Here is a 23,594-nt window from a genome sequence, read left to right as displayed (position 1 = left end):
AAAAATTTTTAAAGGAACGAAATGGGACGAGCGTTTGAATATAGGCGCGCCGCGAAGGAAGCGCGCTGGGACAAGATGAGTAAGGTTTTTCCAAAACTCGCAAAAGCCATAACCGTGGCGGCTAAAGAGGGCGGCACCGAGCCTGATATGAACCCAAAACTCCGCGCCGCGATAGCAGCGGCCAAGGCGCAAAATATGCCAAAAGATAACATTGACGCGGCGATAAAACGCGCTAGCGGCAAGGATAGCGCGGACATCAAGACCATCTTTTACGACGGCAAAGGCGCTCACGGCGTGCAGATCATCGTCGAGTGCGCTACTGATAACCCGACTCGAACGGTCGCAAATGTCAAGGCGATATTTAGCAAAAACGGCGGCGAAATTTTGCCTAGCGGAAGCTTAAATTTTATGTTTACGAGAAAGAGCGTTTTTGAGCTTGATATGCCCGCAAAAGAGCTTGACGAGATCGAGCTAGAGCTCATCGACTTTGGTCTAACCGAGATTGAGGAAGAAGACGGCGTACTCTATATCTACGGTAATTACGCAAGCTTCGGAACTCTTAGCGAAGGTATCGAAAAGCTGGGGCTTGAAGTCAAAAAAGCAAGCCTACAATACATCGCAAACTCGCCAGTAAGTCTAAATGAAGAGCAAATGAGCGAGGTAGAAAAGCTGCTTGACAAGCTCGAAGACGACGATGACGTGCAAGCGGTTTATACAAATATCGAATAAATTTAAGGAACAAAATGAGAAACGACGAACTAAAAATCTACGACATCGACGCAGCCGAGCTTGCTAAGCTCAAATTTGCCGTAATCCACACCGAAAAAGGCGATATGAAGCTCGAGCTTTACGGCGACGAAGCGCCACAAGCGGTAACTAATTTCGCGCACCTAGCCAAAAGCGGCTTTTACGACGGATTAAATTTCCACCGCGTGATCCCAAATTTCGTGATCCAGGGCGGCTGCCCGCACGGTACGGGCACCGGAGGTCCGGGCTGGCGCATCAAATGCGAGTGCGTAGGCCAAAAACACAAGCATAAACGCGGAACCCTATCTATGGCGCACGCGGGTCGCGACACGGGTGGAAGTCAATTTTTCGTCTGCCACAGCGCGCAGCCGCACCTTGACGGCGTGCATACGGTGTTTGGGCAGATCGTGGACGAGCCGAGCCTAAAGACGCTAGATAGCGTCAGGCAAGGCGACAAAATAAACTCGATCGAAATTTTAGAGAGTTTGTAAAAATTTAACGAAATTTGCGGCGGCGGGTAAAATTTGACCAAAATCGCTGCAATTTTTATCTTTTTATATAAATTTATTTGTTAAAATACCTTTTTAATAATTTTTAAAGGACACCTCTTGAACCCAAGCGTTTCAAACGCGGCAAAACCGCAAAAACCTTTTCTTATTAGAATGTTTACCAACCTAGCGTTTTGGGTGGTTTTCGGCATCGTTGCGGGCATCGCGGTCGGCATGATTTTCCCGGATCTAGGCATCGCGAGCAAGCCGGGCATCGACTACTTTATCAAAGCTTTAAAAGCTCTCATCGGACCGATTATTTTCCTCACGATAGTCTCAGGCATCATCGGACTTGAGAGTATGAAGGAACTGGGCTCTATCGGACTTAAAGGATTTATTTACTTTGAGGTCGTTAGCACCATAGCTCTTGCCGTGGGAATAATCTTTGGCGAGACGCTAAAACCAGGCCACGATATGCACCTTGACTACACGCAGCTTGATGCCTCTAGCGTAGAAAAATTTACGAGCCAAGCCTCAAATATAGACGCAAATAGCGGAATTTTAGCGCATACACTTCATATTTTACGCGGCGCTGTGCCGGTTGACGGCATTTTCCCTTATGTGCATTTGCTTGATCCGTTTATCAAATCAAACACGCTTCAAGTGCTATTTTTGGCTATCGTGACAGCCGTCGCGATCTCGTTTTTAAAGCACGACTATAAAAAGAAGATCCTAAGACCGCTTGAAATAGTTCAGCACTGGGTGCTAAAACTGCTTACGATTTTGATGCTATTTAGCCCGGTTGCGGCATTTTCCGCGATGGCGTTTTTGATCGGTAAATTCGGCATCAACTCGCTTTTGGGTATGCTTGAGCTACTTTTCGTTATGGCGTTTGCGAGCTTGTTTTTTATCTTTGTAGTTTTGGGCGTGATTTGCTATTTTGCAAAGGTTAATATTTTTAAATTTATGCGCTTCATCGCAAAAGAAGTTTTGATCGTATTTGCGACAAGCTCCTCAGAGACCGCGCTAGCTCCGCTCATGCAAAAGCTAGAAGCCGCGGGTATCCACAGAGGTGCGGTCGGACTCATCATACCGACCGGATACTCGTTTAACCTCGACTGTACGAACATCTACCTATCGCTTAGCGTTATTTTCCTTGCTCAAGCTTTCGGTATCCCGCTAACCGTCGAGCATTTGATACAAATTCTCATCATCTTGATGGTAACGAGTAAGGGCGCGGTGGGCGTAACGGGTTCAGGATTTATCATACTTGCGGGTACGCTTGCCGCACTTCCAAGCGCCGGTATTCCGGTGGTTACAGTTGCGGTGCTGCTTGGCGTGGATAAATTTATGTCCGAGATGCGCGCGGTCGGAAACCTCTGCGGCAACGCCGTAGGCTGCCTAATCATCTCGATCTGGGATAAAAAAGTAGATATGGAGAAATTCCGCTACGCGCTCGATCACCCGGACGAGTTTCACTTCCATTCGTAAATTTAAGGCGGTGGGTTTTTAGCTCATCGCCTCTTTTTTCAAACTACTCAAATTTAAAATTCGTACTTAAACCCCGAAATCCTACCCTTATCGTCAAATTTGATCAAAAGCTCTTTGTCAAATTTAGCTACGATTTCGTCTTTGCCTTTTTTAAAAAATCCGCCTTTTTCGACGTTTTCATCAAATTTGACTCCGTTGAATTCCAAAAAGCTTTTGATGAAAATTTTATGATCTACGTCGTGATTTTGTATGCAGCTACTTGCTGTTTTGACAAACTCGTGCGCGCTAAGAGACTCAAAAAGCAAATCCGGCGCGTCAGTGATAGCCACAAACACGCAGCCCTTATCGTGCCTGCAGCCGTAGTAACATAAATTTTCGCCCACCGCTCCGCATGCAGCTATGCAAAGCGTATGGCCGTTAAATGTTTCATCCAGCTCAAAGCTAGGCTCGCTAAAAGCCTGCAAACCCCACTCCAGCCCCGCGCGCAACACCTCTGCCGAAAACCGCGTTGCCTCCTCGCCGAAGTTATTTACGTTCGCGTGTCCCCACAGCCACGTGTCGCTCACGTTTGACTCGCTGCCGATAAACTGTATCTTGTAAATTTGATCGCCGAAAGCTATCTCGCATCGATCAAAATCAACGTTCCAGTCGAGGTTACCGACGATATCCGCAAATCTACCTTGCACCGTAGCCATCTTGCCCAGCGTCGCCGAAAAAACCTGGTGAAAGTCCGAAAAATCGCTTACGTAACGTAAATTTCGCATTTTTGCTCCTTTAAATTTAGTTTGCGAATTATACCGATTAAATTTTTAAACTTGCTGAAAAATATTAAAACTTTATTTTAAGCTTAATTAAAAGATAGTATAATTTCATAAATTTTATCTCAAATTTAGGAGCGAACATGGACATAGTCGAGAGATTTTTACGCTATACGAAGATCAACACCACCACAAACCGCGAAGCGGGCGCAGCGGGCATCATGCCATCTAATCCAACCGAGCACGATCTGGCAAAGCTGATAGAAAGCGAGCTAAAGGAGCTTGGCTTGCAAAATATAAAAAGACGAGAAAACGCCATAACTACGGCCGTTTTGCCGTCAAATTCCTCTAAAAAACTGCCGTCCGTGGCGTTTTTCGCACACCTTGATACTAGTGCGGAGCAAAAAAACGACACAAAAGCGCAAATCGTGCGCTACGAGGGCGGCGACGTCATACTAAATAAAGGGCTAGGCATAGCGCTGAAACTTAGCGAATTCCCGGAGCTTGCTAATTACGTCGGAGACGACCTCGTCGTGACCGACGGCACCAGCCTGCTAGGCGCGGACGACAAGGCCGCGATCGCCGCCATCGTAAACGCAGCGCAGTTTTTCATACAAAACCCGCAAATCGAGCACGGCGACGTAACGTTTGGCTTTTTGCCCGACGAGGAACAAGGCCTGCGCGGAGCCAAGGCGCTTGACGTCTCGGAGATCAAGGCTGATTTTGCCTACTGCCTTGATTGCTGCGGAATAGGCGAGCTGATTTACCAAAACTGGAACGCCGGCGACGCGGTCGTGACCTTTATCGGACAGTCCGCGCACCCGATGAACGCCAAGGGCAAGCTCGTAAACTCATTGCTGCTTGTGCACAAATTTATCTCGATGCTGCCGGGCGGCGAAGCGCCCGAGTATACGGGCGGCGTCGAGGGCTACTACTGGGTCAAGGAGCTATCTGGCAACAGCGCAAAGACCGTGCTAAAGCTCGATGTTCGCGAATTTAACGAGGCGAAATATGCGCAGCGCATGGCGTTTTTACAAGATCTAGCCGACTCGTTTGCTAAAATTTACGGCGCACACAGAATTCAAATCAGCCTAAAAGACCGCTACAAAAACGTATTTAATTACCTCGAGGACGGCGAAAACAGCCTACCAGTCGTCGCGGCAAAGCAAGCCTACGCACGCCTAAATATCGAGCCAAAAGTGATCCCAATGCGAGGCGGATACGACGGCGCGGTCATCTCGGAAAAAGGCGTACCGTGTCCGAATCTCTTTACCGGCGCGCACAACTTTCACTCCATCTACGAGTACCTGCCGGTAAAATCGCTACGAGCGGCCAGCAACGTCATCTGCGAGATCGTAAAAATCATAGCAGAGAAATAAACCGGGTCAAATTTGAGGGCGCCTTCGCTCTCAAATTTGCAAGTCGCCGCCATCCCTTTATCGCCGGTTTACGCTACCGAGACCCGTCCCTTTACGGCGCTAGCCCAAATTTACGTCAAATTTAACCCTCTCGCCCAAATTTAAGCTCGCTTTGCGTAAAATGCGAAAGCAAATTTAAATAGGAGCAAATTTGATGAAAAAGATATTTTTACCGCTAATCGCCGCTTTGGTTTTGGCTGTCGGCGCCGATATAAACGCACTGCAAAAGGGGTGCGACGATGGAAACAGTGCAAGCTGCTACGAGCTTGGAGTTTTATAAGATAACGCTAGGGAAGGAGCCGCGCAAGACTATCAAAAAGCGGCAGAGCTCTACTCAAAGGCGTACAAGTTAGGCAGCGGTGCGGGCTGCTCAAATTTGGGCTTCGCCTACGCAAACGGGCGCGGCGCCAGGCAAGACTACGCAAAAGCTAGCGAATTTTACGCCAAAGCCTGTAATATAGGTAACGGTGGCGGATGCTACAACCTAGGCAATCTATACGCGCAAGGTCGAGGCGTCAAAGAGGACGCAAACGCGGCCGAAAAATACCTCAAAAAAGCGTGCGAAATGGAGCCGGAGCTAGCCTGCAACCGCTATAAAGAATTTACTCAAAAATAACATTAACCGCCTTTGCGCGGCGAATTTGACTCGGTAAATTTGATGGTAAAATTTGCTGTTTTAGCCTTAAATTTTAGCGGCAAGCTGCACGTATAAACATCTCTCGCAAAAACCAAATCATGAGCCGGGACGACTGGCGTCGCCCAGGCAAACGCATAAAGTCGGCAAAGCGCCGACTTTATCAAATTTAACTCTAAATTTAGAGCATAAAAAACGCTATAACGCACACGGCTATCGCCATCGCAGGAGCCGTTCGCTTGGCTATCTCGACCGGGCTAACCATAGCTAGACCCGCGCACACGATCGCTGCACCCGCGATAGGAGACGACGAGCGACCTAGAGCGCCTGAGATCGCAGCGGCCATGCCTAGTTTATCCTGCGCAAAGCCCAGATCCGCGGCGTGAACGGTGATAGCTTGGTTAAACGCCATAGTAGCCGCGTCGCCAGAGCCCGTAACCGTACCCATGAGATACGGCACGAAAGTACCGCCGTAGCGCACGAACTCCTGAGAGTGTTTCAACCACTCAGTGACCGCATCGATCGCTCCGCACGCCTTTAGACCTGCGACGAAAACGCCGGCAGCGATGATGATACCCATAACCTCGGCGTAGGCACTACCCATACCGTTAAAAAACTCTTTGGTGATCTTTTCCGGGCTCGTCCACGTGATGAAAACCGCGATGATAGCGCCAAGGATCATAGCCTCGGCCACGCCCATCTTCGTCCATGCTAGCCATGAGATTTTATTTAGGCCGGTGCCGCCGACGACGAGGATAACTAGCGGAATGAGAGGCGCTAGAGCAAACAGCAAATTTACCTTCGTCTGCGTCGCTTCGCCGGCGTTGCTTGTAGATTTAGGCGAGAAATCTTGTCCTTTTTGATAATCTTTAAAGATAATCGCCGTCAAACTAATCACGATCAAAACGACGATACCAGCGGCGACGGCGTTTGGAAACTGCACGCCGATGACGTCTTGGACGGTGTAGGCTTCATTGGTCTTTTTTACCATGTCGGTTACGAAAATGTTGTGCGCAGAGCCAGGGCTTAGCACGCCGCCAAACGTACCCGCAAACACAGCAGCTCCCGCCATCGCAGGACGTACGCCAGAAGCCATCAAAAGCGGTATCATCGTAGCTCCCACCGCAGCCGAGCAGCCCGCAGCCGACGGTATCGCGATATTGATAAAATAAGTCAGTACGAAAGTAGCCGGAATCAGCAAAAATCCGATATTTTTCATCGGCTTCGTAAGTAGCAAAACCAGGTGCTGGTCGCACTTAGTCACCTTCATGACGTAAGCAAAGCCCATGCTGGCGCAAATTGCCTTGATAAGCCCCGCAGAGGTCATCGACTTCGTAAAGCTCTCAAGCGCTCCGAGCGGATTTAGACAGATGACGCAGAGTACGAGTCCCACGCCGATGAGCACGGTTTTGGTCTCTCTTTTTTTGACCAATAAAAACACGACAGCGATCAAGCCTATGACCGCACAGATTAGCTTAGCAGTAGCCATTTTGTCCCCTTTCGTTTTGTGTTTTATGCCTATTTCAAATTTGACTCAAATTTACGCCGCTTGGATTTTGCGCGCTAGTTTCGAGTCAAATTTAATCTTTTTATTTTTGTCGCCGATCGATGCCAAATCCAAATTTGAAAGCTTTTCTAAAACCGTTTCAAATTTGAAATTTGAGCCGCGGACCGAAAACGACTAAAATTTAAAGCTGTCTCCGACCTTTATAAGCTCGGTTTCTTTTTGATACGCCATTTTTAAAACCGGACTATTTTCCATACCCATCACGGTTGCGTTTTCGCCTTTTATCCTTAGAGCCGTACCTTCAGGCAGCGCATAGATCAGGCTTTTTTGATTTACTATCAAAAACTCTTCCAGCCTCTCCTCCCTGCTTTCGCCGTTGTGTCCGGCGATCTTGCCGCTGATAAAATGCGGATTTATCTGATGCGGGAAGATATTTAACGCGTCAAAGCTCTTTGGCATGATGATAGGCATGTCGTTCGTCGTCATCATCGTGCTTCCCGCGACGTTTGCGCCCGCGCTCCAGCCAAAATACGGCACTCCCGCCTCCGCTCTTTGCTTAATCGCATCCACTAAATCAAATTTATAAAGATAGTAAAGCAGCGCAAAGGTATTTCCGCCGCCGATGCAGATAGCTTTAGCCTCGGCTACGGCGCGTTTTGGATCGCTAAATTTATGTATAGACGCGATATTTTTGTATTCCAGACAGTCGATGACCTTTTGCTCATACTCGTCGTTCGTGCGGCGAACTCCGGCGTACGGAATAAAAAGTACCTGCTCGTCCCAAACTCCGCACTCTTTTAAAAAGTCGTATATCCAGTTTTTACAATGCTTAAGATAGCCCGTATCCTTGTAACTCGAACTGCTTAAGAGCAAAGCCTGCTTCATAAAATCCTCCTAAATTTTCAAATTTTATTTCCCTCAAAATCAAAAAACGTAATTTAAAATATAAATATAATATAAAAAATTTTCTTTAAATAAAAACTTTAAAACTATATGCTAAACGAGCTTAAAAACCGATAAAAAGTGATAATATTATGAGATTAAATAATATATTTGTTTAAAATCATTCCGCTAAATTTCAGCGTCTCGCAAGCCGCGGGGTTATATCATTATCAAATTTTAACAAGAAAGGGCAAAAATGACGCAGTTTGACTCGAGAAATGTCAGCATGGTGATGGATCTTTACGAGCTTACGATGGCGGAGGGGTATTTTAAAAGCGGAGATCAGCCGCGCGTGGCGTTTGACGTTTTTTACCGTAAAGTGCCTAGTGGCGGCGGTTTTGCGATATTTGCGGGACTTGAGCAAATCATTGAGTATGTGGAAAATTTACACTTTGACGATAGCGACGTGGCGTATCTGCGCTCATTAAATTTATTTAGCGAGGATTTTTTGGATTATCTGCGCAAATTTCGCTTTAAAGGCGATATATACGCATTTGCCGAGGGGACGATCATTTATCCGCAAGAGCCTTTTATGACCGTCGTAGCCTCGCCTATCGACGCGCAACTCATAGAAACCGCGATCCTATCGCAGATAAACCACCAAAGCCTCATCGCGACCAAGGCTAGGCGCATCGTAAAGGCCGCAGACGGCAGGAGAGTGTTTGACTTCGGCGCCAGGCGCGCACACAACCTAGACGCTGCGATCTACGGCGCCAGAGCTGCCTACATCGGCGGCGCAGACGGTACGGCAACGGTGCTAGCGGCTAAGGCTTTTGGCATACCGACGACCGGCACGATGGCGCATAGCTGGGTGATGTATTTTGGCGACGAATTTGAAGCCTTTAAGCGCTATGCCCTGCTCTATCCGGACTCCGCTTCGTTGCTCGTAGATACATACGACGTGCTACATAGCGGCGTGCCAAATGCGATAAAAACGGCAAAAGAGGTGCTAGAGCCGCTGGGTAAACGCCTAAAAGCAGTCAGGCTAGACTCCGGCGACCTGGCGTATCTATCCAAAAAAACGCGCGCGATGCTGGATGCTGCGGGGCTAAAAGACTGCAAGATCACGGTCTCAAACAGCCTAGATGAGTACACTATCGCCTCGATCCTGGCCCAAGGCGGGCAGATAGACGGCTTTGGCGTGGGCGAGCGGCTGATAACCTCTAAGAGCGATCCGATCTTTAGCGGGGTTTATAAGCTTGTCGCAGTCGAGAATGGCGGCAAATTTAGCCCTCGCATCAAGCTCTCAGAAGCCGTAGAAAAGATGACAAATCCAGGCATAAAAAAGGTCTGGCGCATCTACCAAAACGGCCAAGCCATAGCCGATCTCATCGCAAACGCGAACGAAACGCCCGATCTCTCCAAGCCCTACCGATACATAGATCCCCAAAAGCCGTGGAAGGAGCTGTATTTTGAGGGCTGCACGGCGCAGCAGCTGCAAAATCTAGTCGTAAAAGACGGCAAGCGCGCGGCCGAGCCGATAAATTTAGCCCAAATCAGAGAGTACGTAAAAGAGCAGCTGGAAAATGAAATTTGGCAGGAGGAGCAGCGCTTTGAAAACCCGCACAAGCACTACGTCGATATGAGCGTGGACTACTACGAGATAAAGATGGAGCTTTTACGTAGCACAAAAAAATAAATAAAAAAACGGGCGGCTTACTTTTGCGGTAAATTTTATCGCGCAAACACAAGTTTATAGATGCGAGAGACTAAGCCGCTCGTTAAATTTTCATATCGATAAAAACAAAAGTAGCAAAATAACGGTTTTCGCTTTTTGAAATCAAACTATTTATTTGAAATATATTCCGATTTTAGCAATTTGGCTTGCAATAACACTAGCAAAGCCAGTATTTGGGATAAAATCAAGCTAGTTTATGATTTGGCTTCTGGCGTAAATTTGTTTTTAAAATCCAAATTTACGAGCAAAACCGCCAAAAATGACATAGAATAAAAACTATCTGCAAGTTTAAATTTAGCTTGATTTTACCGACTTAAACAGCTTGCGATACTTTATACATATTACACAATCTGCCGTTTACAAATCAAAGTATTGCTTTAGCTCGTCGCGCCTATCCGTAGCTTTGGCTAAGCTTATTTCACCTACTTGCTATAATAATTCCTTTAGACTTATTCACTACTTTACTGCGAAACTCGTAGATAAAATTTACCGCCATTAGACATTATTTTAATGGTAGATTGTCGCTATCGCTTACAAAATACGGTTTATCTTTAACTTGGATTACTGATCCATGCTAATAATTTGGGCATTGTATATCATTTTGGCTGATTGGATGTGTAAATTTTGACTGTTTTTATTGGATAGTCGAAGAAAATATCAGCAAAAAACACTGCTGGTAGTTTCCTTTTGTTGCCGTAATTTGCGGGGGTTTTCTATATATTTCTTGAAGTAGTGGCGGACAGAGAGGGATTTGAACCCTCGAGCCCCGGTTAGAAGCTGCACCCTTAGCAGGGGTGTGGTTTCGGCCACTCACCCATCTGTCCACAAAAAAGAAACCGCATTATAATTAAATACCGCTGATATCTTGCTTAAATTTGCATTTTCGCGCCTCTTGCTCTTGCGCAGAAAAAGTAGCGTAAAATTTAATCAAATTTAAGCGGCTCAACGCGGGTTAAATTTGAAAATTTAATCCTTCCAAAGCCACCATTTCAGCTTGGCTTTGTCGGGACGGGGCGTGCTGGCGTAATAACAAACCATGCGATAAACGTAGAGGATGCACCTGTCGCTGCCACGCCCGAGCGCCTTTGTGCGTTCAAACATCTCGTCTGGATCCGCGCCCTTTAACGAAGCGATATCCTCGTAGCCCAGCGCCAGTAGATCCGCCTCGGTCGCCTCGCCGACATAGGGGATTTTCTTAAAATCGCTCAAATTTACCTCAAATTTCTTTTGAGCTCCGCCAAATTCGCCGCTTCGAATGAAATTTTAAATTTCATTTGCACGCTGCGAAGCTTGCTAAATTTTATCTCGCTACTGCGCTCAGTCGCCGCCCGAGCTGTCCTTGCGCGATGAGTTAATTAAAATTCTCGCGCGCAGGAACACTGTTTAAAATAATTTCGCGTCAAATTTTAGGCAAACCAAGCGTTAAATTTGCCCTAAAATCCGCTCGCAAATTTCGCGCGGGTTTTGTGCCTGATATATCGGCCGACCTACAACGATAAAATCAGCCCCCGCCTTGCGCGCGACGTCCAGATCCGCCACTCGCTTTTGATCTACCGCACTCTCGCCAAACGGCCTTACGCCAGGGCAGAGAGTGATGAAATTTGCGCTCGTAGCGTCCTTTATCAGGCGGCTCTCGAATGCCGAGCAGACCATGCCGTCAAGCCCCGCTTCGTAGCTCATCACGCTAAATTTTCGCACGGCATCGCTTAAATTTTGATCGTAAACCGCGCTAAATTCGGTCTCATCAAAGCTAGTTAGCGCAGAAACCGCTAGCACCAACGGACGCGAAGCTAGCTTATTCAGCCGCTCCATCACCGTAGCCATCGCGCGCTTGCCGCTACTTGCGTGCACATTTATCATATCGACGCCGAGCTTAGCGATCTCCTCGGCAGCATCGGCCATCGTGTTTGGGATGTCGTAGAGCTTTAGATCGAGGAAAATTTTAAAATCCCCGAGCTTTTTTAGCTCCTCGATAAAGCCCGCTCCATCGCGCAAATAGGCTCGCAAGCCCACTTTAAGCCAAATTTTATCCGAAAAGTCCGCAAGTCCCTCCGCTAGCTGCAAGCACTGCTGTTTTGAGCTCATATCAAGCGCGACGCAGAGCTTCACAGATCAGCCTTTAGCGCGTCTAGCACGCCATTTATAAATTTCGGCGCCGAGTCGCCGCCCAGCTCTTTGCCGAGCTCGATGCCCTCGTTTATGATGACGGCTTTATCGGTCGGGGTAAATTTCATCTCGTACGCCCCCAGCCTAAGCACGGCGCGCTCGATGCTGCCGATCTCGTTTATCTTCCACTCTTTTAGGCGCGCGTTTAGTAGTGCGTCAAGCTCATCTTCGTGCTCCAAAATACCGTGAAAAAGCGAGAGCGCAAGGCTTCGCTGGTCGTTTCGGATCTTTTTTTCTTCTAAAAACTCCTCGACGAACTCCTCGCTGCAGCTACCCATTTCGCGCGCGTAGAGTAGCGAAACGACGGCCTGCCTGACCTGATGACGAGTCGCCATTTTACGCCTCCAAATTTTTATATAAGCTTAGCATCTCGATCACGCCCGTCATCGCCTCAAAGCCCTTATTTCCAGCCTTTGAGCCTGCTCGCTCGATGGCTTGCTCGATGCTATCTACCGTTAGTACGCCAAATGTCACCGGCTTGCCGTATTTTAGCGTCACGTTTGCGATGCCTTTGGTCGTCTCGGCGCTCACGTAGTCAAAGTGTGGTGTAGAGCCGCGTATCACCGCTCCCACGCAGCAAATAGCGTCAAATTTACCGCTAGCTAGAGCCTTTTCAAGCGCCATAGGTATCTCAAACGCGCCCGGCACTAAAATCAAGCTCAAATTTTTCTCGTCTCCGCCGTGGCGCAAAAATGCGTCCCTCGCGCCCTCGACCAGCCTATCGGTGATAATGTGGTTAAACCTAGCGCCCACTATGGCAATCTTCTCGCCGCCTCTTAAAGCCAAATTTCCTTCGATTATTTTCATGGTTTCTCCTTTTAGATTATTTTTAACATTACCGCGCTTAGCGTTATTAGCGATAGATAAAACGCCTTTTGCACGCTCATTTTTTCTTTATCAAACACTATCCCGATACCCACGGCTCCGACCGCTCCGATGCCCGTCCAGATCGCGTACGCCACCGACATCGGCATAGCCTGCATCGCATAGCTCAAAAGCCAGAGAGAAATGGCGAAATTTGCGACCAAAATCAAAAAATTCGCCGCCTTTTTCACGCCAAAGCTTTTTTGAAATTTGGTTAGAAAAAACACGCCCGAGACCTCGCAACACCCGGCCGCCAAAAGAGCCAAAACGTGCGTCAAGATTTTAGCCTTTTTAACCCCAGCACGCCCGCGATCAGCGTCGCTATGAAAAATAGCCGCAAGAGATCTGGCGTCTGGCCGCTCGCGCGAAATTCGCTCACGATCTCGGCGATCACGACGAAAAACGCCCCAAGCCCCACAAACACGGTATATGTGATGCTAATGGGCAAGTATTTCATCGCCATTATAAAAGATGTAAAGCTAACGCAAACGAGCATCGCAGTTAGCGCGATCTCTGGTACGTTCACGGCATGCTTTAGCCCATATGCCCAGCCACATTCAGCCAGTGCACCAAGCAATATCCACAAAAAGCCCTTAGTTTGCATCACCTAGGGCGTCTTTTATCTTAAAAATTTGAGCGATATTTGCGTCTAGCTCATCCAAATTTAGCATATTCGGCCCGTCGCAAAGCGCCTCGCAAGGATTTATGTGCGTCTCATAGAAAAATCCGTCCACGCCGGCAGCTGCCGCAGCTCGCGCTAGATAAGGCACAAATTTCGCGTCTCCGCCGCTTTTCTCACCCAAAGCCGACGGCATCTGCACGCTATGAGTAGCGTCGAAAATCACGGGCGCAAATTCTCTCATCAGCACCAAATTTCGCATATCTACGACTAAATTTCCGTAGCCAAAGGTGCTGCCTCGCTCCGTTAGCCAGACGCCGTTTTGCTTAGCAACCTCGTATCCATCGCCGCTAACGCCCCTTGTTTCTAGCACTTTTTTCACCGAGTGCTTCATAGCGGAGGCGGCTAAAAACTGCCCTTTTTTGATATTTACCACCGCTTTTGTCTTAGCCGCAGCGACGAGTAGATCGGTCTGGCGGCATAAAAATGCAGGTATTTGCAGCACGTCGGCCACTTCGCCTACGGGAGCAGCCTGGTAGCTCTCGTGGATATCGGTTAAAATTTTAAAACCGAATTCCTTTTTGATCTTGGCTAAAATTTCGCACCCTTTTTCAAGTCCGGGTCCGCGAAACGAGCTTATACTCGTGCGATTTGCCTTGTCAAAGCTTGATTTGAAATAAAAATCTATCCGCTTATCTTCGTTAAATTTAACTAGCCTTTTTGCCACGTCAAAAACGAGCTGCTCGCTCTCGATGACGCAAGGCCCTGCTATTAGTATCATTTTTTCTCCTTTATTTGTCTTTATATTTTTTGATCCAGTCGATCAGGTATGGCCTGTCGTCATTTGCGGGCGTTTCAAACCATTGCGAGCAAAGCTTGTATTTTACACCATTTATCAGTATAGGGTCAGAATAATAACGCACTGCGTCATATTCGCTGTCAGCGATTACAAGCGCAGGGTAATTTAATCCAAGACTATCCTTACTATATCTTTCGCTTTGAAGCCTGTTTATCTCGTCGGCATCTACTTTACCGCTTTCCAAAATTTCCCTCATAATTATTCGTGCTATTTGTCCTACTTTTAGCTCGGCGTAATCGTCTTGATTATTTTTGATATTAACGTAGTCTTTAGAAAGTTGATAGTTGCGTATAGTCGTTTCCGGCTTTTGTTTTTCTACGTTTTTTGTATCTTTTAGGCTCTTTTTATCAAACAAGGATAGCATCTGGTAAGAACGCATAAAAAGCTCCGCCGTATCAGCCACATTACCACTTATCTCCAAAATAGGTTCTAAAACCAAATTTGAAAAATCGCTATTTGCTATTATTCTAAAGTCAAATTCAAATCCCATCTCTTGTATTATGTTGTTTATATCAACAAAACAAGGGCGCAAGGCATCTAAAATTTGTCTATTTATTTTAGGGGATGCAAAGATAATTTCTGCTTTTTTAACACCAAAATATCCATAAATACACATGGCGGTTCTAAGACATTTTTTTACTACTCTAACTACCGTCTCATCAAGACCGCCGTAGTTTAGTCCGGACTCATGAAAAGCAACATCAACTGCATAAATTTCATTCATACGATCATTTGAACAAACACCCAAAGCATCGCATTCAGCCTGCTGCAAAAGCTGCTTTAAAGAAGTATTTTGCTTGTAAATTTTATATCCGTATTTATTAGAAAAAAAACCATCTGTTTTCGACATAATTTTTTCTAGTTCGTCTGAAAATTTTAGTTCCCATTTTGGAGAAATTTTCCAGTTAGTTTGCACTATTTGACACTCTTTAACATGGCGAAGCCAGGAGTAAAATAAAGATTCGCCCATTTCTATTTTCATAAAATTTATCTCTCCCTTGCTACGATTATTCCGCTGATAACGACCAGCATTATACCAAAAAACGCCGCCGCATTAGGCAGCGTATCGCCCATAAAAAAGCCCACTACTAGCGAAAATACGACGTCCATATAGCTTATCGCGGCAACCGAGCCCGCCTTTTTGCTCGCCGCATACGCCTTCGTCATATAAAACTGGAAAAAATAGCCCGCAAGCCCCATTAGCACGATTAGGATTACGCCTTTAAAATTTGGCGCAACAAACGGCGAAAGCAAGAAATCTAGAGGCTCAAATTTGACCCACTCCGCAACGCCCATCAAGAGCATCGGCAGAGCCGTTCCCCACGCCATAAAGCTAAGCACGATGACGCTCGTGTCGTAGCTTTTGCGCAGGGTTCTAACGCTAAGCATCGCAAGCGCCGCCCCCACGCCGCTCCAAAGCCCCAGCCAGTCGGTTTTACTGATGCCTAAATTCGGCTGGATGATAAAAAGTATGCCGATAAAACCTAGAAATATCGCGCCCCAGCCCTTTTTACTAAGCGCTTCTTTTAAGAAAATCGCCGCAAAAATCGCCGTGAAAATTGGGCTCGTTTTTTGAAAAGTATAAGCCGCGCCTAAATTTATATGAGCGATGTTGTAGAAAAGAGCAAAAAGCGCGATCGTGCCGATAAATCCGCGAAACATCAGCACCAAAAGTTGCCCGCCTTTTTGATGCGTCGGCGGCCTTTTGTAAATCGCGTAAAGCACGATAGCAAGACCGACGGCATTTCTAAAAAATACGACCTCGATACTAGACATCTGCTCGCTCAAAACCTTGGCAAAGCCTCCCACGGCGGCAAAAAACATACACGCGATGATCATATAATAAGCGCCCAAATGGTGCAAAACGTATCTGCGAAACAAAATTTTTCCTTTAAATTTAGGCGTATTGTAATGCAAAACGGCTTAAATTTATAAACAATGTAAGCAAAAAATTTGTATAATCGGGATTTTAAGCGGCGAAGTCGGCCGCAAATTTAACGGGATTTTTAAGGGAAAATTTTGCAAAAGATAATTTTAGTCGGCAAGCCAAACGTCGGCAAAAGCTCGCTCTTTAACCGCCTAGCCGGCAGACGTATAGCCATCACCAGCGACGTTAGCGGTACGACGCGAGATACGAACAAAACGATTATAGAAATTTACGATAGAAGCTGCGTTTTGATCGACAGCGGCGGACTGGACGATAGTAGCGAGCTCTTTAAAAACGTCAAGGCAAAAACCCTAGCCGAAGCTAGAAGCTCGGATGCGATCATCTTTATGGTCGATGGCAAAATGATGCCTAGCGACGAGGATAAAGCCCTATACTACGCGCTTTTAAAGCTAAATTTACCGACCGCGCTCGTAATCAACAAAATAGACAGCAAAAAAGACGAGCTACGAAGCTACGAGTTTGCAAATTTCGGCGCAAAAACGAGCTTTGCTATTTCAGTCAGCCACAACGCGGGCATCGACGAGCTAGCGGACTGGATCTATAAGCAGCTAAAAGACGAGATCCGCCCCGACGTCGGCGAGGATCTGGACGAGTTTTTAGAAAATTTCGGCGACGACGGCGAGGTGGTTAAAGAGCTATCAGCTCGCGAGGACTATGAACGCAAAAATATCCAAGTAGGCATCATCGGACGCGTAAACGTCGGTAAAAGCTCACTTCTAAACGCGCTAGTAAAAGAATCTCGCGCAGTGGTGAGCGACATAGCCGGCACGACGATAGATCCGGTAAACGAGACTTTCGTCTATGAGGATAGGGTTTTTGAGTTCGTCGATACCGCGGGCATCAGAAAACGCGGCAAAATAGAAGGCATCGAAAGATACGCGCTAAACCGCACCGAGTCTGCGCTAGAGCTCGCCGATATCGCGCTTTTGGTACTTGATAGCTCCGAGCCGCTAACCGAGCTTGACGAGCGTATCGCGGGTCTTGCGGCCAAATTTGAGCTCGGCGTCATCATCGTGCTAAACAAATGGGACAAAAGCGAGGAAGATTTTGATAAATTTAGCCGCGAGATCAGGGATAAATTTAAATTTCTAGCCTACGCGCCGATCATCAGCGTCTCTGCTCTGGGCGGCAAAAGGGTACATAAAATTTACCCGCTTATTTTAGAAGTTTATAAAAACTACACGCAAAAAATCCAAACCGCAAGGCTAAACGAAGCCATCGAAGAGGCGGTAAAAGCGCACCCGATACCGCGCGAAAAGGGCAAAAGCGTGAAAATTTACTACGCGGTGCAGTTTGGTTTCGCGCCGCCAAAAATCGCGCTCGTGATGAACCGCCCGCGCGCCCTGCACTTTAGCTACAAGCGCTACCTAACGAACAAGCTACGCGAGAAATTCGAGCTATCGGGCACCCCGATCGTGCTGATACCTAAAAATCGTAGCGGCTCGGACGAGAAAAACGAGGGAAAAAGTGAGTAAAAATTTAGTTTTTATCGGCTTCATGGGCGTTGGCAAAGGCACGGTAGCAAGGCATATCGCGAAAAAAACGGGTAAGCTGTTTTTAGACACCGACGAGCTGATCGAAAGCGAGCAAAATTTAAAAGTTAAAGAAATTTTCGAGAAAAAAGGCGAGGAGTATTTTAGAAAATGCGAGGCAAAACTCGCTAAAAAGCTGGCCAAAAACGTAAAATCCTCGGTGATAGCGGCGGGCGGCGGCTTTGCAAAGGTTAAAGGCCTTAAAAAAATCGGCAAAATCATCTATCTAAAATCAAGTTTTGAGGCGATTTTAAAGCGTATAGACGAGAGCGGCGAAGCGCAGATGCACTACGCCAAACGCCCGCTTTTGCGCGATCTAAACGCGGCTAAAAAGCTTTTTAACGAGAGAAAAAAGATGTATAAAAACGTCGCCGATCTCATAATCGACGTCGAAGGCAAAGGGCTAGAGCAAGTCGCGAAAGAGATTTTAGAAAAAATAAAAAAGGATTAAGTAAAATTTGGGTTGAAATTTGAGCGGTAAACGTCAAATCTTAAGCGATCTAAAATTTAAGTTCAAATTTGATGGATTTCAAAAGTTTAATGCAACAAAAATAAGCGGCAATATTGTCAAATAGCCGTGCAAATTTTATAAAAACAAAAAATAAGGCGCGATATTTTTTCGCTAGACGCGGCAGATTTTGCTTTGCGAACGAGGTGCACTTGTCGTGCGTCGCAGTGAAGCTAAGCAAAATCTAACAAAGTAAAGCGGAAAAAGATAAGCCGCAAAAAAGGATAAAATTTGAGAGTACTAACGGGTTTGCAACCAAGCGGCAAACTACACCTAGGCAACTACTTCGCCTCAATTAAGCAAATGGTTGAGGCGCAGGGGCAAAGCGAGATGTTTATGTTTATCGCAAACTACCACGCGATGACCTCGGTCGCCGACGCAGGGAAGCTAAAACAAAACACTTATGAGGCGGCGAGCGCGTTTTTGTCGCTGGGTATCGATCCGCAAAAGAGCGTATTTTGGGTGCAAAGCGACGTCAAAGAGGTTTTAGAGCTCTACTGGATACTTAGTCAATACACTCCTATGGGCCTGCTCGAGCGCGCTCACAGCTACAAGGACAAGGTCGCAAAGGGCCTAACCTCGCATCACGGGCTTTTTAGCTATCCCGTTTTGATGGCGGCTGATATCCTGCTATACGGCGCGCAGGTCGTACCCGTGGGCAAGGATCAGATCCAGCACGTCGAGATCGCGCGCGATATCGCGATCAAATTTAACAACGAGCACGGCGACATCTTCGTCCTGCCGGAGTACAAAGTCGATGAAAACGTAGCTACCGTGCCCGGCACAGACGGCGCGAAAATGAGCAAAAGCTACGGCAATACTATAGATATTTTTGCCGGCGCCAAAGAGCTAAAAAAGCAAATTTCAAGCATCGTGACGACCTCCGAGCCGCTTGAAGCGCCTAAGCAGTGGCAAAACTGCAACGTCTATAATATCGCAAAATTATTCCTAGACGAGGACGGACAGCGCGACTTGCAGGCTAGATATGAGCGAGGCGGCGAAGGACACGGACACTTTAAGATGTATCTAAACGAGCTGGTTTGGGAGTATTTTGCAGACGCGAGAGGCAAATTTGATTATTATCTAAATCACGCAGGCGAAGTGGATGAAATTTTAAACGAAGGCGCGAAAAAAGCGCGAGCCGTCGCAGCGCCGATAATGGAAAAAATACGCGCCGCAACAGGCATATACAAATAAATTTTAAAGGAAAAAAATGCAAGCAATCTACCCTTACGCGCAGCTTATTCACCTGATCTGTGCTATCATTTTCGTCGGATTTTTATTTTTCGACGTGATTATTTTTTCAAGAGCCAAGGCCAAACTGCCCGCGGAAATAGCGCAAAAAGCGCAGCAAGCCATCTCAAGCGTCGCGATAAAAATCATGCCGCTTTGCGTGCTGCTTTTAGTACTAACGGGCGGCATGATGATGAGTAGCTGGGTCGGCTCGAAAGCCGGCGGATATTTTGAGTCGAATTTACAAATCGTCTTTATGATAAAGGTTATTTTGGCGCTACTGATATTTGCGGCCGTAGCAACCAATCTCACGTGTAAATTTATACTAAAACGCCCTAGCCCTCTAGGCAATATCCACCCGTTTGCGTTTGCGGCGGCGGCGATCATCGTGATATTTGCTAAAGTTATGTTTATGGTTTAAGGAGAGGATATGATAAATTTAAAACTACTCGACACTCGCTACGACGAGTTCGTAAAAAAACTACAAGGCAAAAACGTAAAGCCCGAAGTTTTAAACGAGCTTTTGACGACGTTTAACGAGCTAAAAGCAAAGCGTCAAGCGCTAGAAAATTTCCAAGCGATCCAAAACGCCAAGAGCAAAGAGCTTGGCATAAAGGCTAGAAACGGCGAGAACACCGACGAGCTAAAAAACGAGCTAAATTTGAACAAAGCAGCGATGGGCGACGCCTCCGAGATCGTGCGAACATACGAGGAAAAGCTAGAAAACATCGCAAGCTGCGTGCCTAATATCACCGATGACGACGTGCCGTTTGGTGCCGACGAGAACGATAACGTCTGCGTAAAAACAGTGCTCGAGCCGACCAAATTTGACTTCACGCCAAAAGAACACTACGAACTTGGCGAGAACTTAGGCTGGCTTGATTTCGAGCGCGGAGTTAAGCTCTCTGGCTCACGCTTTTGCGTACTAAAAGGCATGGGAGCGCGCCTATCAAGAGCGCTAGTTAACTACATGATCGACTTTAACAACGCGCGCGGCTTTGAACTGGTTAACGTGCCGTTTTTGGTAAATGCAAACACGCTTTACGGCACAGGACAGTTGCCTAAATTTGAAGACGATCTATATAAGGCTCAGGGCGAGGATTTGTACCTGATCCCTACTAGCGAGGTGCCGGTGACCAATCTTTACAACAACGAAATTTTACCCGTCGAGAACCTACCGATAAAGATGACTTGCTGCTCGGCGTGCTTCCGTAAAGAAGCGGGCTCAGCAGGACGCGACACGCGCGGCATGATCCGCCAACATCAGTTTGAAAAAGTAGAACTAGTAGCCATCACGACTCCGGAGCAAAGCGCGCAGATGCTAGACGAGATGGTGGCGTGCGCTAGTGATTTGCTAACAAGCCTTGGATTGCCGCACCGCCATATGCTACTTTGCAGCGGAGACCTTGGCTTTAGCGCGGCAAAGACGATAGATCTTGAGGTCTGGCTACCCGGACAAAACAAATACCGCGAGATAAGCTCGGTATCAAACACGCGCGATTTCCAAGCTCGAAGAGCCAAAATCCGCTACAAAGACGGCAAGAAAAACGCTCTGGTAAACACCCTAAACGGCTCGAGCCTAGCCGTAGGCAGGACGCTCATAGCGATAATGGAAAACTACCAAAAAGTAGATGGCAGCATCGAGATTCCGGAAGTTCTTAAAAGGTATATGTAGTGGCGCAAAACGACGATGAAAACGTAGTAATCCTCGAAGAGGCCGAAACCCAGCTAAGCGACAAAGAGCCTCGACCGGAAGGGCAAGAAGGCGGCGAAAGCGACGAGCTGGTTTCGCTCGACGAGCTAGAACCAGTAGTCCCCGAACAAACCGCAGACGCGCAAGATGACGCCAAAAAAAGCAAGAAAAAGCTTTTTATCATCGGAGGATCGGCGGGCGCGCTCGTCATCATCTTGGCCGTAGTTTTGTTTTTCGTTTTTAGGGGCGAGAAAAAGCCTCCGATAGATGAAAAACAGATCGTAAAAGATATCGAGGAGCACTACGAGTCGCAAAAATTCGGCAGCTCAAAGATCGACGACATGATCGCTAAGGCAAATTTACTCTACGAAAAGGGCAATAAATTTGAAGCGCTAAAAATCTACGAAAACATCGCCGTCTACAACCAAAGCCTCTCAAACTACAATCTTGGCGTCTCGCAGATGAGGCAGGGTAAATTTGAAGACGCGCTAGAAAGTTTTAAAAAAGCTATCGACAATAACGAAAACGTCGCCGTTAGCGCCATAAACGCCGCGGTTAGCTCGCTGGAGCTAAAAAACGAGCAAAATTTTAACTATTATATAAATCTCGCTAATTCGTTTTTGTACAAGGAGGCAGACTCTCCGCTATACAACTACTACTACGCGCTCATAAACTACTATAAAGGCCAATACATCGAGGCTCTAGCGGCCCTCTCGCACGCCGAAAACGGCTACTACAAAGACCGATATGACTACCTCGCGGCTAAAATTTTAAGCTTTATCGGCGACGATACCGAAGCGATACAAAAGCTAGAAGCGCAAAAGGAATTTGACGCAGACCTGGCGCTTGGCATGCTTTACGCAAGACTCGGGCAGTACGAAAAGGCCAGAAATAGGCTAAATTTAGCGCTAAACAAGGGCGGCGACTCAAATAAAATAAACTCGATGATAGCCATCATAAACCTAAAAGACGGCAAATTTGAAGCGGCGACAAATGAAATAAAGGCCGTATTTCACGAGGATCCGTTATTTTTAAACGCGAATTTCCCGATTAAAACGATACTAAAACCCGAGCTTTTTGACGTAAATTTAGCTCAAGCACACTTTAGAAACGACCTGTTTTTCGATAAAACCAAACGATATGAGACGCTGTTTTACTTCGCGCCTTATAAGGTTTTTGACCCGAACCAAACGATAAACTACATAAGAAAAGGCGGCGTTAGCCTATTTTTGGACGACGCAAGCGCGGCGGGCAACTACCTAAACGCTAGCGGCGCGCTCTCAAAGGTAAATTTAGAGCTCTCATCAGCCATCGCAAACGCCCTAAACTACAAGCTAAAACAGGCCAACGCGCAGTTTGCCTCGCTCATCTCGCTCTATCCCGAGCACTCGGTTTTACACTACGACCTAGCGCTTAGCTACGCGCAACTGGGCAACTTTAGCATGGCGGCAAAGCACTTTATCATGAGCTATCACCTAGACCCTACAAATCATCTAGCTGGCGTGCTAGGCGCTATCGCAAACGATATAAACGCCGTGGATAACACCAAACTACTACAAGAAATTTCAGAAAATCTCGACCACGACGCGAGCTCAAAAGACGCGCCCGTAAGCCAAGCTCTAATGGCGCTCATCGCAAACAATAGCGGCGCTTTAATGCGCTGGCTAGAGCAAGAAAAGGAAGAGAGCGCGCTAAATTTAGCCTTTGACGCGATAATCGCAAAGATGACCGACAAGGGCGAGGAGTTTGCTAAAAAAACGCAAATTTTAAAGGCCAAGCTGCCTGAAGATATCGTGGCGAATATCCTTGATTTTATCGCAAACTATAAGGATGAAGGCATCAAAAAATACGTCGAGCAAATCCAAATTTACTTCCACGACAAACGGCTAAATGACGCGGCGTTTTACCACGGCGCAAACATCATCAAAGAGCAATACATAAAGCTTTTGCAAATCTCGGGTCTACTAAACTACGAACGCGAGAAAATAAAAGCGCTACTAAAACAAGGCGCCAATAACACCGATTTGCTCCAGACGCTAGCTTATATCGACATTTTCACGAATGATTTTGAAGAGAGCTATCAGATCTACAACCGCATAATCGACGAATTTAAGATAAACGACGCGGGCACGCTATTTCTAGCTGCCGTAGCCGCCATCGGCTCAAACCACCCGCAAAACGCAACCGCGCTTTTGGAGCTATCTAAGCTTACCGATCCAAATGCGATGGAAAGCCGCGTGGCGCTTGGACACCTATACCAAGAGATCGATAATATCGAAGCTGCGACGATACAATACGGGCTGATAAAAGATCCGAATTTTAAAAGCAAATTCGTTGATTTTATGATTGATTACGAGAAGCTGAAAAAGTAGTTTTATGCGGGCGATACGGCGATAAACTCGTCGCAAAGTCGCCCGAATAATTTTTATGGATTAATAGCACCGAAGCGAAGCTGCTTTGTTAAATTTGACGAGAAGCAAAAATAACTCGCCTCGTCAAATTTGATCGC

26 protein-coding genes, 1 tRNA gene and 1 pseudogene are annotated in these 23,594 nt (G+C 46.8%); 14 read left to right on the top strand and 14 right to left on the bottom strand.

The annotated features are described in order from the left end of the window. Positions 1–21 precede the first annotated feature (21 nt). The 3 genes from Q0394_RS09645 (at position 22) to Q0394_RS09635 (ending at position 2,726) form a co-directional block, all read left to right on the top strand. The gene (locus tag Q0394_RS09645; RefSeq protein WP_298947230.1) at positions 22–729 is read left to right on the top strand and encodes a YebC/PmpR family DNA-binding transcriptional regulator; all 708 of its coding nucleotides are present in this window, start codon (positions 22–24) and stop codon (positions 727–729) included. Between the two features lie 14 nt (positions 730–743). Further along, on the top strand, positions 744–1,238 hold the full coding sequence (locus tag Q0394_RS09640) for a peptidylprolyl isomerase (RefSeq protein WP_298947228.1): 495 nt from the start codon (positions 744–746) through the stop codon (positions 1,236–1,238). Between the two features lie 117 nt (positions 1,239–1,355). After that, positions 1,356–2,726 carry a cation:dicarboxylase symporter family transporter gene (locus Q0394_RS09635; protein ID WP_298947226.1) on the top strand — a complete coding sequence of 457 codons (1,371 nt, stop codon included), beginning with the start codon at positions 1,356–1,358 and terminating at the stop codon, positions 2,724–2,726. 53 nt (positions 2,727–2,779) lie between these two features. On the opposite strand, the gene Q0394_RS09630 is transcribed toward Q0394_RS09635, so the two are convergent. Beyond that, positions 2,780–3,490, bottom strand: coding sequence for a DUF6882 domain-containing protein (locus tag Q0394_RS09630; protein WP_298947224.1), 711 nt, complete (start codon positions 3,488–3,490; stop codon positions 2,780–2,782). 137 nt (positions 3,491–3,627) lie between these two features. On the opposite strand from Q0394_RS09630, the gene pepT reads away from it, so the two are divergent. The 4 genes and pseudogenes from pepT (at position 3,628) to Q0394_RS09615 (ending at position 5,518) form a co-directional block, all read left to right on the top strand. Then, positions 3,628–4,863, top strand: coding sequence for a peptidase T (gene pepT / locus Q0394_RS09625; RefSeq protein ID WP_298947222.1), 1,236 nt, complete (start codon positions 3,628–3,630; stop codon positions 4,861–4,863). Positions 4,864–5,056: 193 nt separating this feature from the next. Next, on the top strand, positions 5,057–5,182 hold the full coding sequence (locus Q0394_RS09620; RefSeq protein WP_002949786.1) for a hypothetical protein: 126 nt from the start codon (positions 5,057–5,059) through the stop codon (positions 5,180–5,182). 18 nt (positions 5,183–5,200) lie between these two features. Beyond that, positions 5,201–5,257 (top strand): annotated as a pseudogene (locus Q0394_RS11985) (sel1 repeat family protein); the annotation flags it as partial. Between the two features lie 21 nt (positions 5,258–5,278). After that, a complete protein-coding gene (locus tag Q0394_RS09615) occupies positions 5,279–5,518 on the top strand; it encodes a hypothetical protein (protein WP_298947219.1) in 240 nt (79 codons plus the stop codon). Between the two features lie 2 nt (positions 5,519–5,520). Here the strand turns inward: Q0394_RS09615 and Q0394_RS09610 are convergent, their stop codons facing one another. The 3 genes from Q0394_RS09610 to pepE form a co-directional block, all read right to left on the bottom strand. Then, on the bottom strand, positions 5,521–5,745 hold the full coding sequence (locus Q0394_RS09610) for a hypothetical protein (RefSeq protein WP_298947217.1): 225 nt from the start codon (positions 5,743–5,745) through the stop codon (positions 5,521–5,523). Then, on the bottom strand, positions 5,718–7,025 hold the full coding sequence (gene dcuC / locus Q0394_RS09605) for a C4-dicarboxylate transporter DcuC (RefSeq protein WP_002949790.1): 1,308 nt from the start codon (positions 7,023–7,025) through the stop codon (positions 5,718–5,720). The genes Q0394_RS09610 and dcuC overlap by 28 nt, the downstream gene beginning before the upstream one ends. A gap of 192 nt (positions 7,026–7,217) precedes the next feature. Then, complete coding sequence (gene pepE / locus Q0394_RS09600) at positions 7,218–7,928, bottom strand: dipeptidase PepE (RefSeq protein ID WP_298947215.1); 711 nt, start codon at positions 7,926–7,928, stop codon at positions 7,218–7,220. A gap of 253 nt (positions 7,929–8,181) precedes the next feature. Between pepE and Q0394_RS09595 the strand changes: the two genes are divergently transcribed. Further along, the gene (locus Q0394_RS09595; RefSeq protein ID WP_298947213.1) at positions 8,182–9,624 is read left to right on the top strand and encodes a nicotinate phosphoribosyltransferase; all 1,443 of its coding nucleotides are present in this window, start codon (positions 8,182–8,184) and stop codon (positions 9,622–9,624) included. Between the two features lie 772 nt (positions 9,625–10,396). On the opposite strand, the gene Q0394_RS09590 is transcribed toward Q0394_RS09595, so the two are convergent. From Q0394_RS09590 to Q0394_RS09545, 10 genes are all read right to left on the bottom strand, one after another. Then, positions 10,397–10,487, bottom strand: a tRNA-Ser gene (locus tag Q0394_RS09590). Positions 10,488–10,629: 142 nt separating this feature from the next. Further along, positions 10,630–10,872, bottom strand: coding sequence for a helix-hairpin-helix domain-containing protein (locus tag Q0394_RS09585; RefSeq protein ID WP_298947211.1), 243 nt, complete (start codon positions 10,870–10,872; stop codon positions 10,630–10,632). Positions 10,873–11,085: 213 nt separating this feature from the next. Beyond that, positions 11,086–11,772 carry an orotidine-5'-phosphate decarboxylase gene (pyrF, locus tag Q0394_RS09580; RefSeq protein ID WP_002949802.1) on the bottom strand — a complete coding sequence of 229 codons (687 nt, stop codon included), beginning with the start codon at positions 11,770–11,772 and terminating at the stop codon, positions 11,086–11,088. Continuing rightward, complete coding sequence (gene nusB, locus Q0394_RS09575; RefSeq protein WP_002949804.1) at positions 11,769–12,164, bottom strand: transcription antitermination factor NusB; 396 nt, start codon at positions 12,162–12,164, stop codon at positions 11,769–11,771. The genes pyrF and nusB overlap by 4 nt, the downstream gene beginning before the upstream one ends. Before the next feature lies 1 nt (position 12,165). After that, the gene (gene ribH / locus Q0394_RS09570; protein WP_002949806.1) at positions 12,166–12,636 is read right to left on the bottom strand and encodes a 6,7-dimethyl-8-ribityllumazine synthase; all 471 of its coding nucleotides are present in this window, start codon (positions 12,634–12,636) and stop codon (positions 12,166–12,168) included. An 11-nt stretch (positions 12,637–12,647) separates the two neighbouring features. Next, complete coding sequence (locus Q0394_RS09565; protein WP_298947209.1) at positions 12,648–12,971, bottom strand: SMR family transporter; 324 nt, start codon at positions 12,969–12,971, stop codon at positions 12,648–12,650. Continuing rightward, a complete protein-coding gene (locus Q0394_RS09560; protein WP_298947207.1) occupies positions 12,968–13,297 on the bottom strand; it encodes an SMR family transporter in 330 nt (109 codons plus the stop codon). The genes Q0394_RS09565 and Q0394_RS09560 overlap by 4 nt, the downstream gene beginning before the upstream one ends. Beyond that, positions 13,287–14,093: a 3-deoxy-8-phosphooctulonate synthase gene (gene kdsA, locus Q0394_RS09555; protein WP_298947205.1), complete on the bottom strand. Its 807-nt coding sequence runs from the start codon at positions 14,091–14,093 to the stop codon at positions 13,287–13,289. Before kdsA ends, Q0394_RS09560 begins: the two co-directional genes overlap by 11 nt. A 10-nt stretch (positions 14,094–14,103) precedes the next feature. After that, positions 14,104–15,153, bottom strand: a complete 1,050-nt coding sequence (locus tag Q0394_RS09550; RefSeq protein ID WP_298947203.1) for a hypothetical protein — start codon at positions 15,151–15,153, stop codon at positions 14,104–14,106. A 5-nt stretch (positions 15,154–15,158) separates the two neighbouring features. Continuing rightward, complete coding sequence (locus Q0394_RS09545) at positions 15,159–16,052, bottom strand: DMT family transporter (RefSeq protein WP_298947201.1); 894 nt, start codon at positions 16,050–16,052, stop codon at positions 15,159–15,161. A 138-nt stretch (positions 16,053–16,190) separates the two neighbouring features. On the opposite strand from Q0394_RS09545, the gene der reads away from it, so the two are divergent. The 6 genes from der to Q0394_RS09515 all read left to right on the top strand — a co-directional run bounded on the left by der (position 16,191) and on the right by Q0394_RS09515 (position 23,457). Then, positions 16,191–17,594: a ribosome biogenesis GTPase Der gene (der, locus tag Q0394_RS09540; protein WP_298947199.1), complete on the top strand. Its 1,404-nt coding sequence runs from the start codon at positions 16,191–16,193 to the stop codon at positions 17,592–17,594. Next, positions 17,587–18,102: a shikimate kinase gene (locus Q0394_RS09535; RefSeq protein ID WP_298790166.1), complete on the top strand. Its 516-nt coding sequence runs from the start codon at positions 17,587–17,589 to the stop codon at positions 18,100–18,102. Before der ends, Q0394_RS09535 begins: the two co-directional genes overlap by 8 nt. Positions 18,103–18,390: 288 nt before the next feature. Beyond that, positions 18,391–19,356 carry a tryptophan--tRNA ligase gene (gene trpS / locus Q0394_RS09530; protein ID WP_298790164.1) on the top strand — a complete coding sequence of 322 codons (966 nt, stop codon included), beginning with the start codon at positions 18,391–18,393 and terminating at the stop codon, positions 19,354–19,356. Positions 19,357–19,372: 16 nt separating this feature from the next. Continuing rightward, on the top strand, positions 19,373–19,813 hold the full coding sequence (locus Q0394_RS09525; RefSeq protein ID WP_298947195.1) for a copper resistance protein CopD: 441 nt from the start codon (positions 19,373–19,375) through the stop codon (positions 19,811–19,813). 9 nt (positions 19,814–19,822) lie between these two features. Next, positions 19,823–21,067 (top strand): serine--tRNA ligase, encoded by a 1,245-nt coding sequence (serS, locus tag Q0394_RS09520; protein ID WP_298947194.1) that lies wholly within the window; start codon positions 19,823–19,825, stop codon positions 21,065–21,067. Then, complete coding sequence (locus Q0394_RS09515; protein ID WP_298947193.1) at positions 21,067–23,457, top strand: tetratricopeptide repeat protein; 2,391 nt, start codon at positions 21,067–21,069, stop codon at positions 23,455–23,457. Before serS ends, Q0394_RS09515 begins: the two co-directional genes overlap by 1 nt. Positions 23,458–23,594 lie beyond the last annotated feature (137 nt).

It is taken from the genome of uncultured Campylobacter sp. (assembly GCF_938039205.1).
Lineage (GTDB): Bacteria > Campylobacterota > Campylobacteria > Campylobacterales > Campylobacteraceae > Campylobacter_A.
Note: the sequence above shows the minus strand (reverse complement) of the source record. Positions and strands in the feature narration are given on the sequence as shown.

Bases quoted from the DNA above. Each gene is read 5' to 3' on its own strand.
- Q0394_RS09630 (WP_298947224.1), bottom strand. From the start codon at position 3,490: ATGCGAAATTTACGTTACGTAAGCGATTTTTCGGACTTTCACCAGGTT.
- Q0394_RS09525 (WP_298947195.1), top strand. From the start codon at position 19,373: ATGCAAGCAATCTACCCTTACGCGCAGCTTATTCACCTGATCTGTGCT.
- Q0394_RS09620 (WP_002949786.1), top strand. From the start codon at position 5,057: ATGAAAAAGATATTTTTACCGCTAATCGCCGCTTTGGTTTTGGCTGTC.
- Q0394_RS09645 (WP_298947230.1), top strand. From the start codon at position 22: ATGGGACGAGCGTTTGAATATAGGCGCGCCGCGAAGGAAGCGCGCTGG.
- Q0394_RS09595 (WP_298947213.1), top strand. From the start codon at position 8,182: ATGACGCAGTTTGACTCGAGAAATGTCAGCATGGTGATGGATCTTTAC.
- Q0394_RS09640 (WP_298947228.1), top strand. From the start codon at position 744: ATGAGAAACGACGAACTAAAAATCTACGACATCGACGCAGCCGAGCTT.
- nusB (WP_002949804.1), bottom strand. From the start codon at position 12,164: ATGGCGACTCGTCATCAGGTCAGGCAGGCCGTCGTTTCGCTACTCTAC.
- Q0394_RS09550 (WP_298947203.1), bottom strand. From the start codon at position 15,153: ATGAAAATAGAAATGGGCGAATCTTTATTTTACTCCTGGCTTCGCCAT.
- pepT (WP_298947222.1), top strand. From the start codon at position 3,628: ATGGACATAGTCGAGAGATTTTTACGCTATACGAAGATCAACACCACC.
- dcuC (WP_002949790.1), bottom strand. From the start codon at position 7,025: ATGGCTACTGCTAAGCTAATCTGTGCGGTCATAGGCTTGATCGCTGTC.
- serS (WP_298947194.1), top strand. From the start codon at position 19,823: ATGATAAATTTAAAACTACTCGACACTCGCTACGACGAGTTCGTAAAA.
- kdsA (WP_298947205.1), bottom strand. From the start codon at position 14,093: ATGATACTAATAGCAGGGCCTTGCGTCATCGAGAGCGAGCAGCTCGTT.
- ribH (WP_002949806.1), bottom strand. From the start codon at position 12,636: ATGAAAATAATCGAAGGAAATTTGGCTTTAAGAGGCGGCGAGAAGATT.
- pepE (WP_298947215.1), bottom strand. From the start codon at position 7,928: ATGAAGCAGGCTTTGCTCTTAAGCAGTTCGAGTTACAAGGATACGGGC.
- Q0394_RS09560 (WP_298947207.1), bottom strand. From the start codon at position 13,297: ATGCAAACTAAGGGCTTTTTGTGGATATTGCTTGGTGCACTGGCTGAA.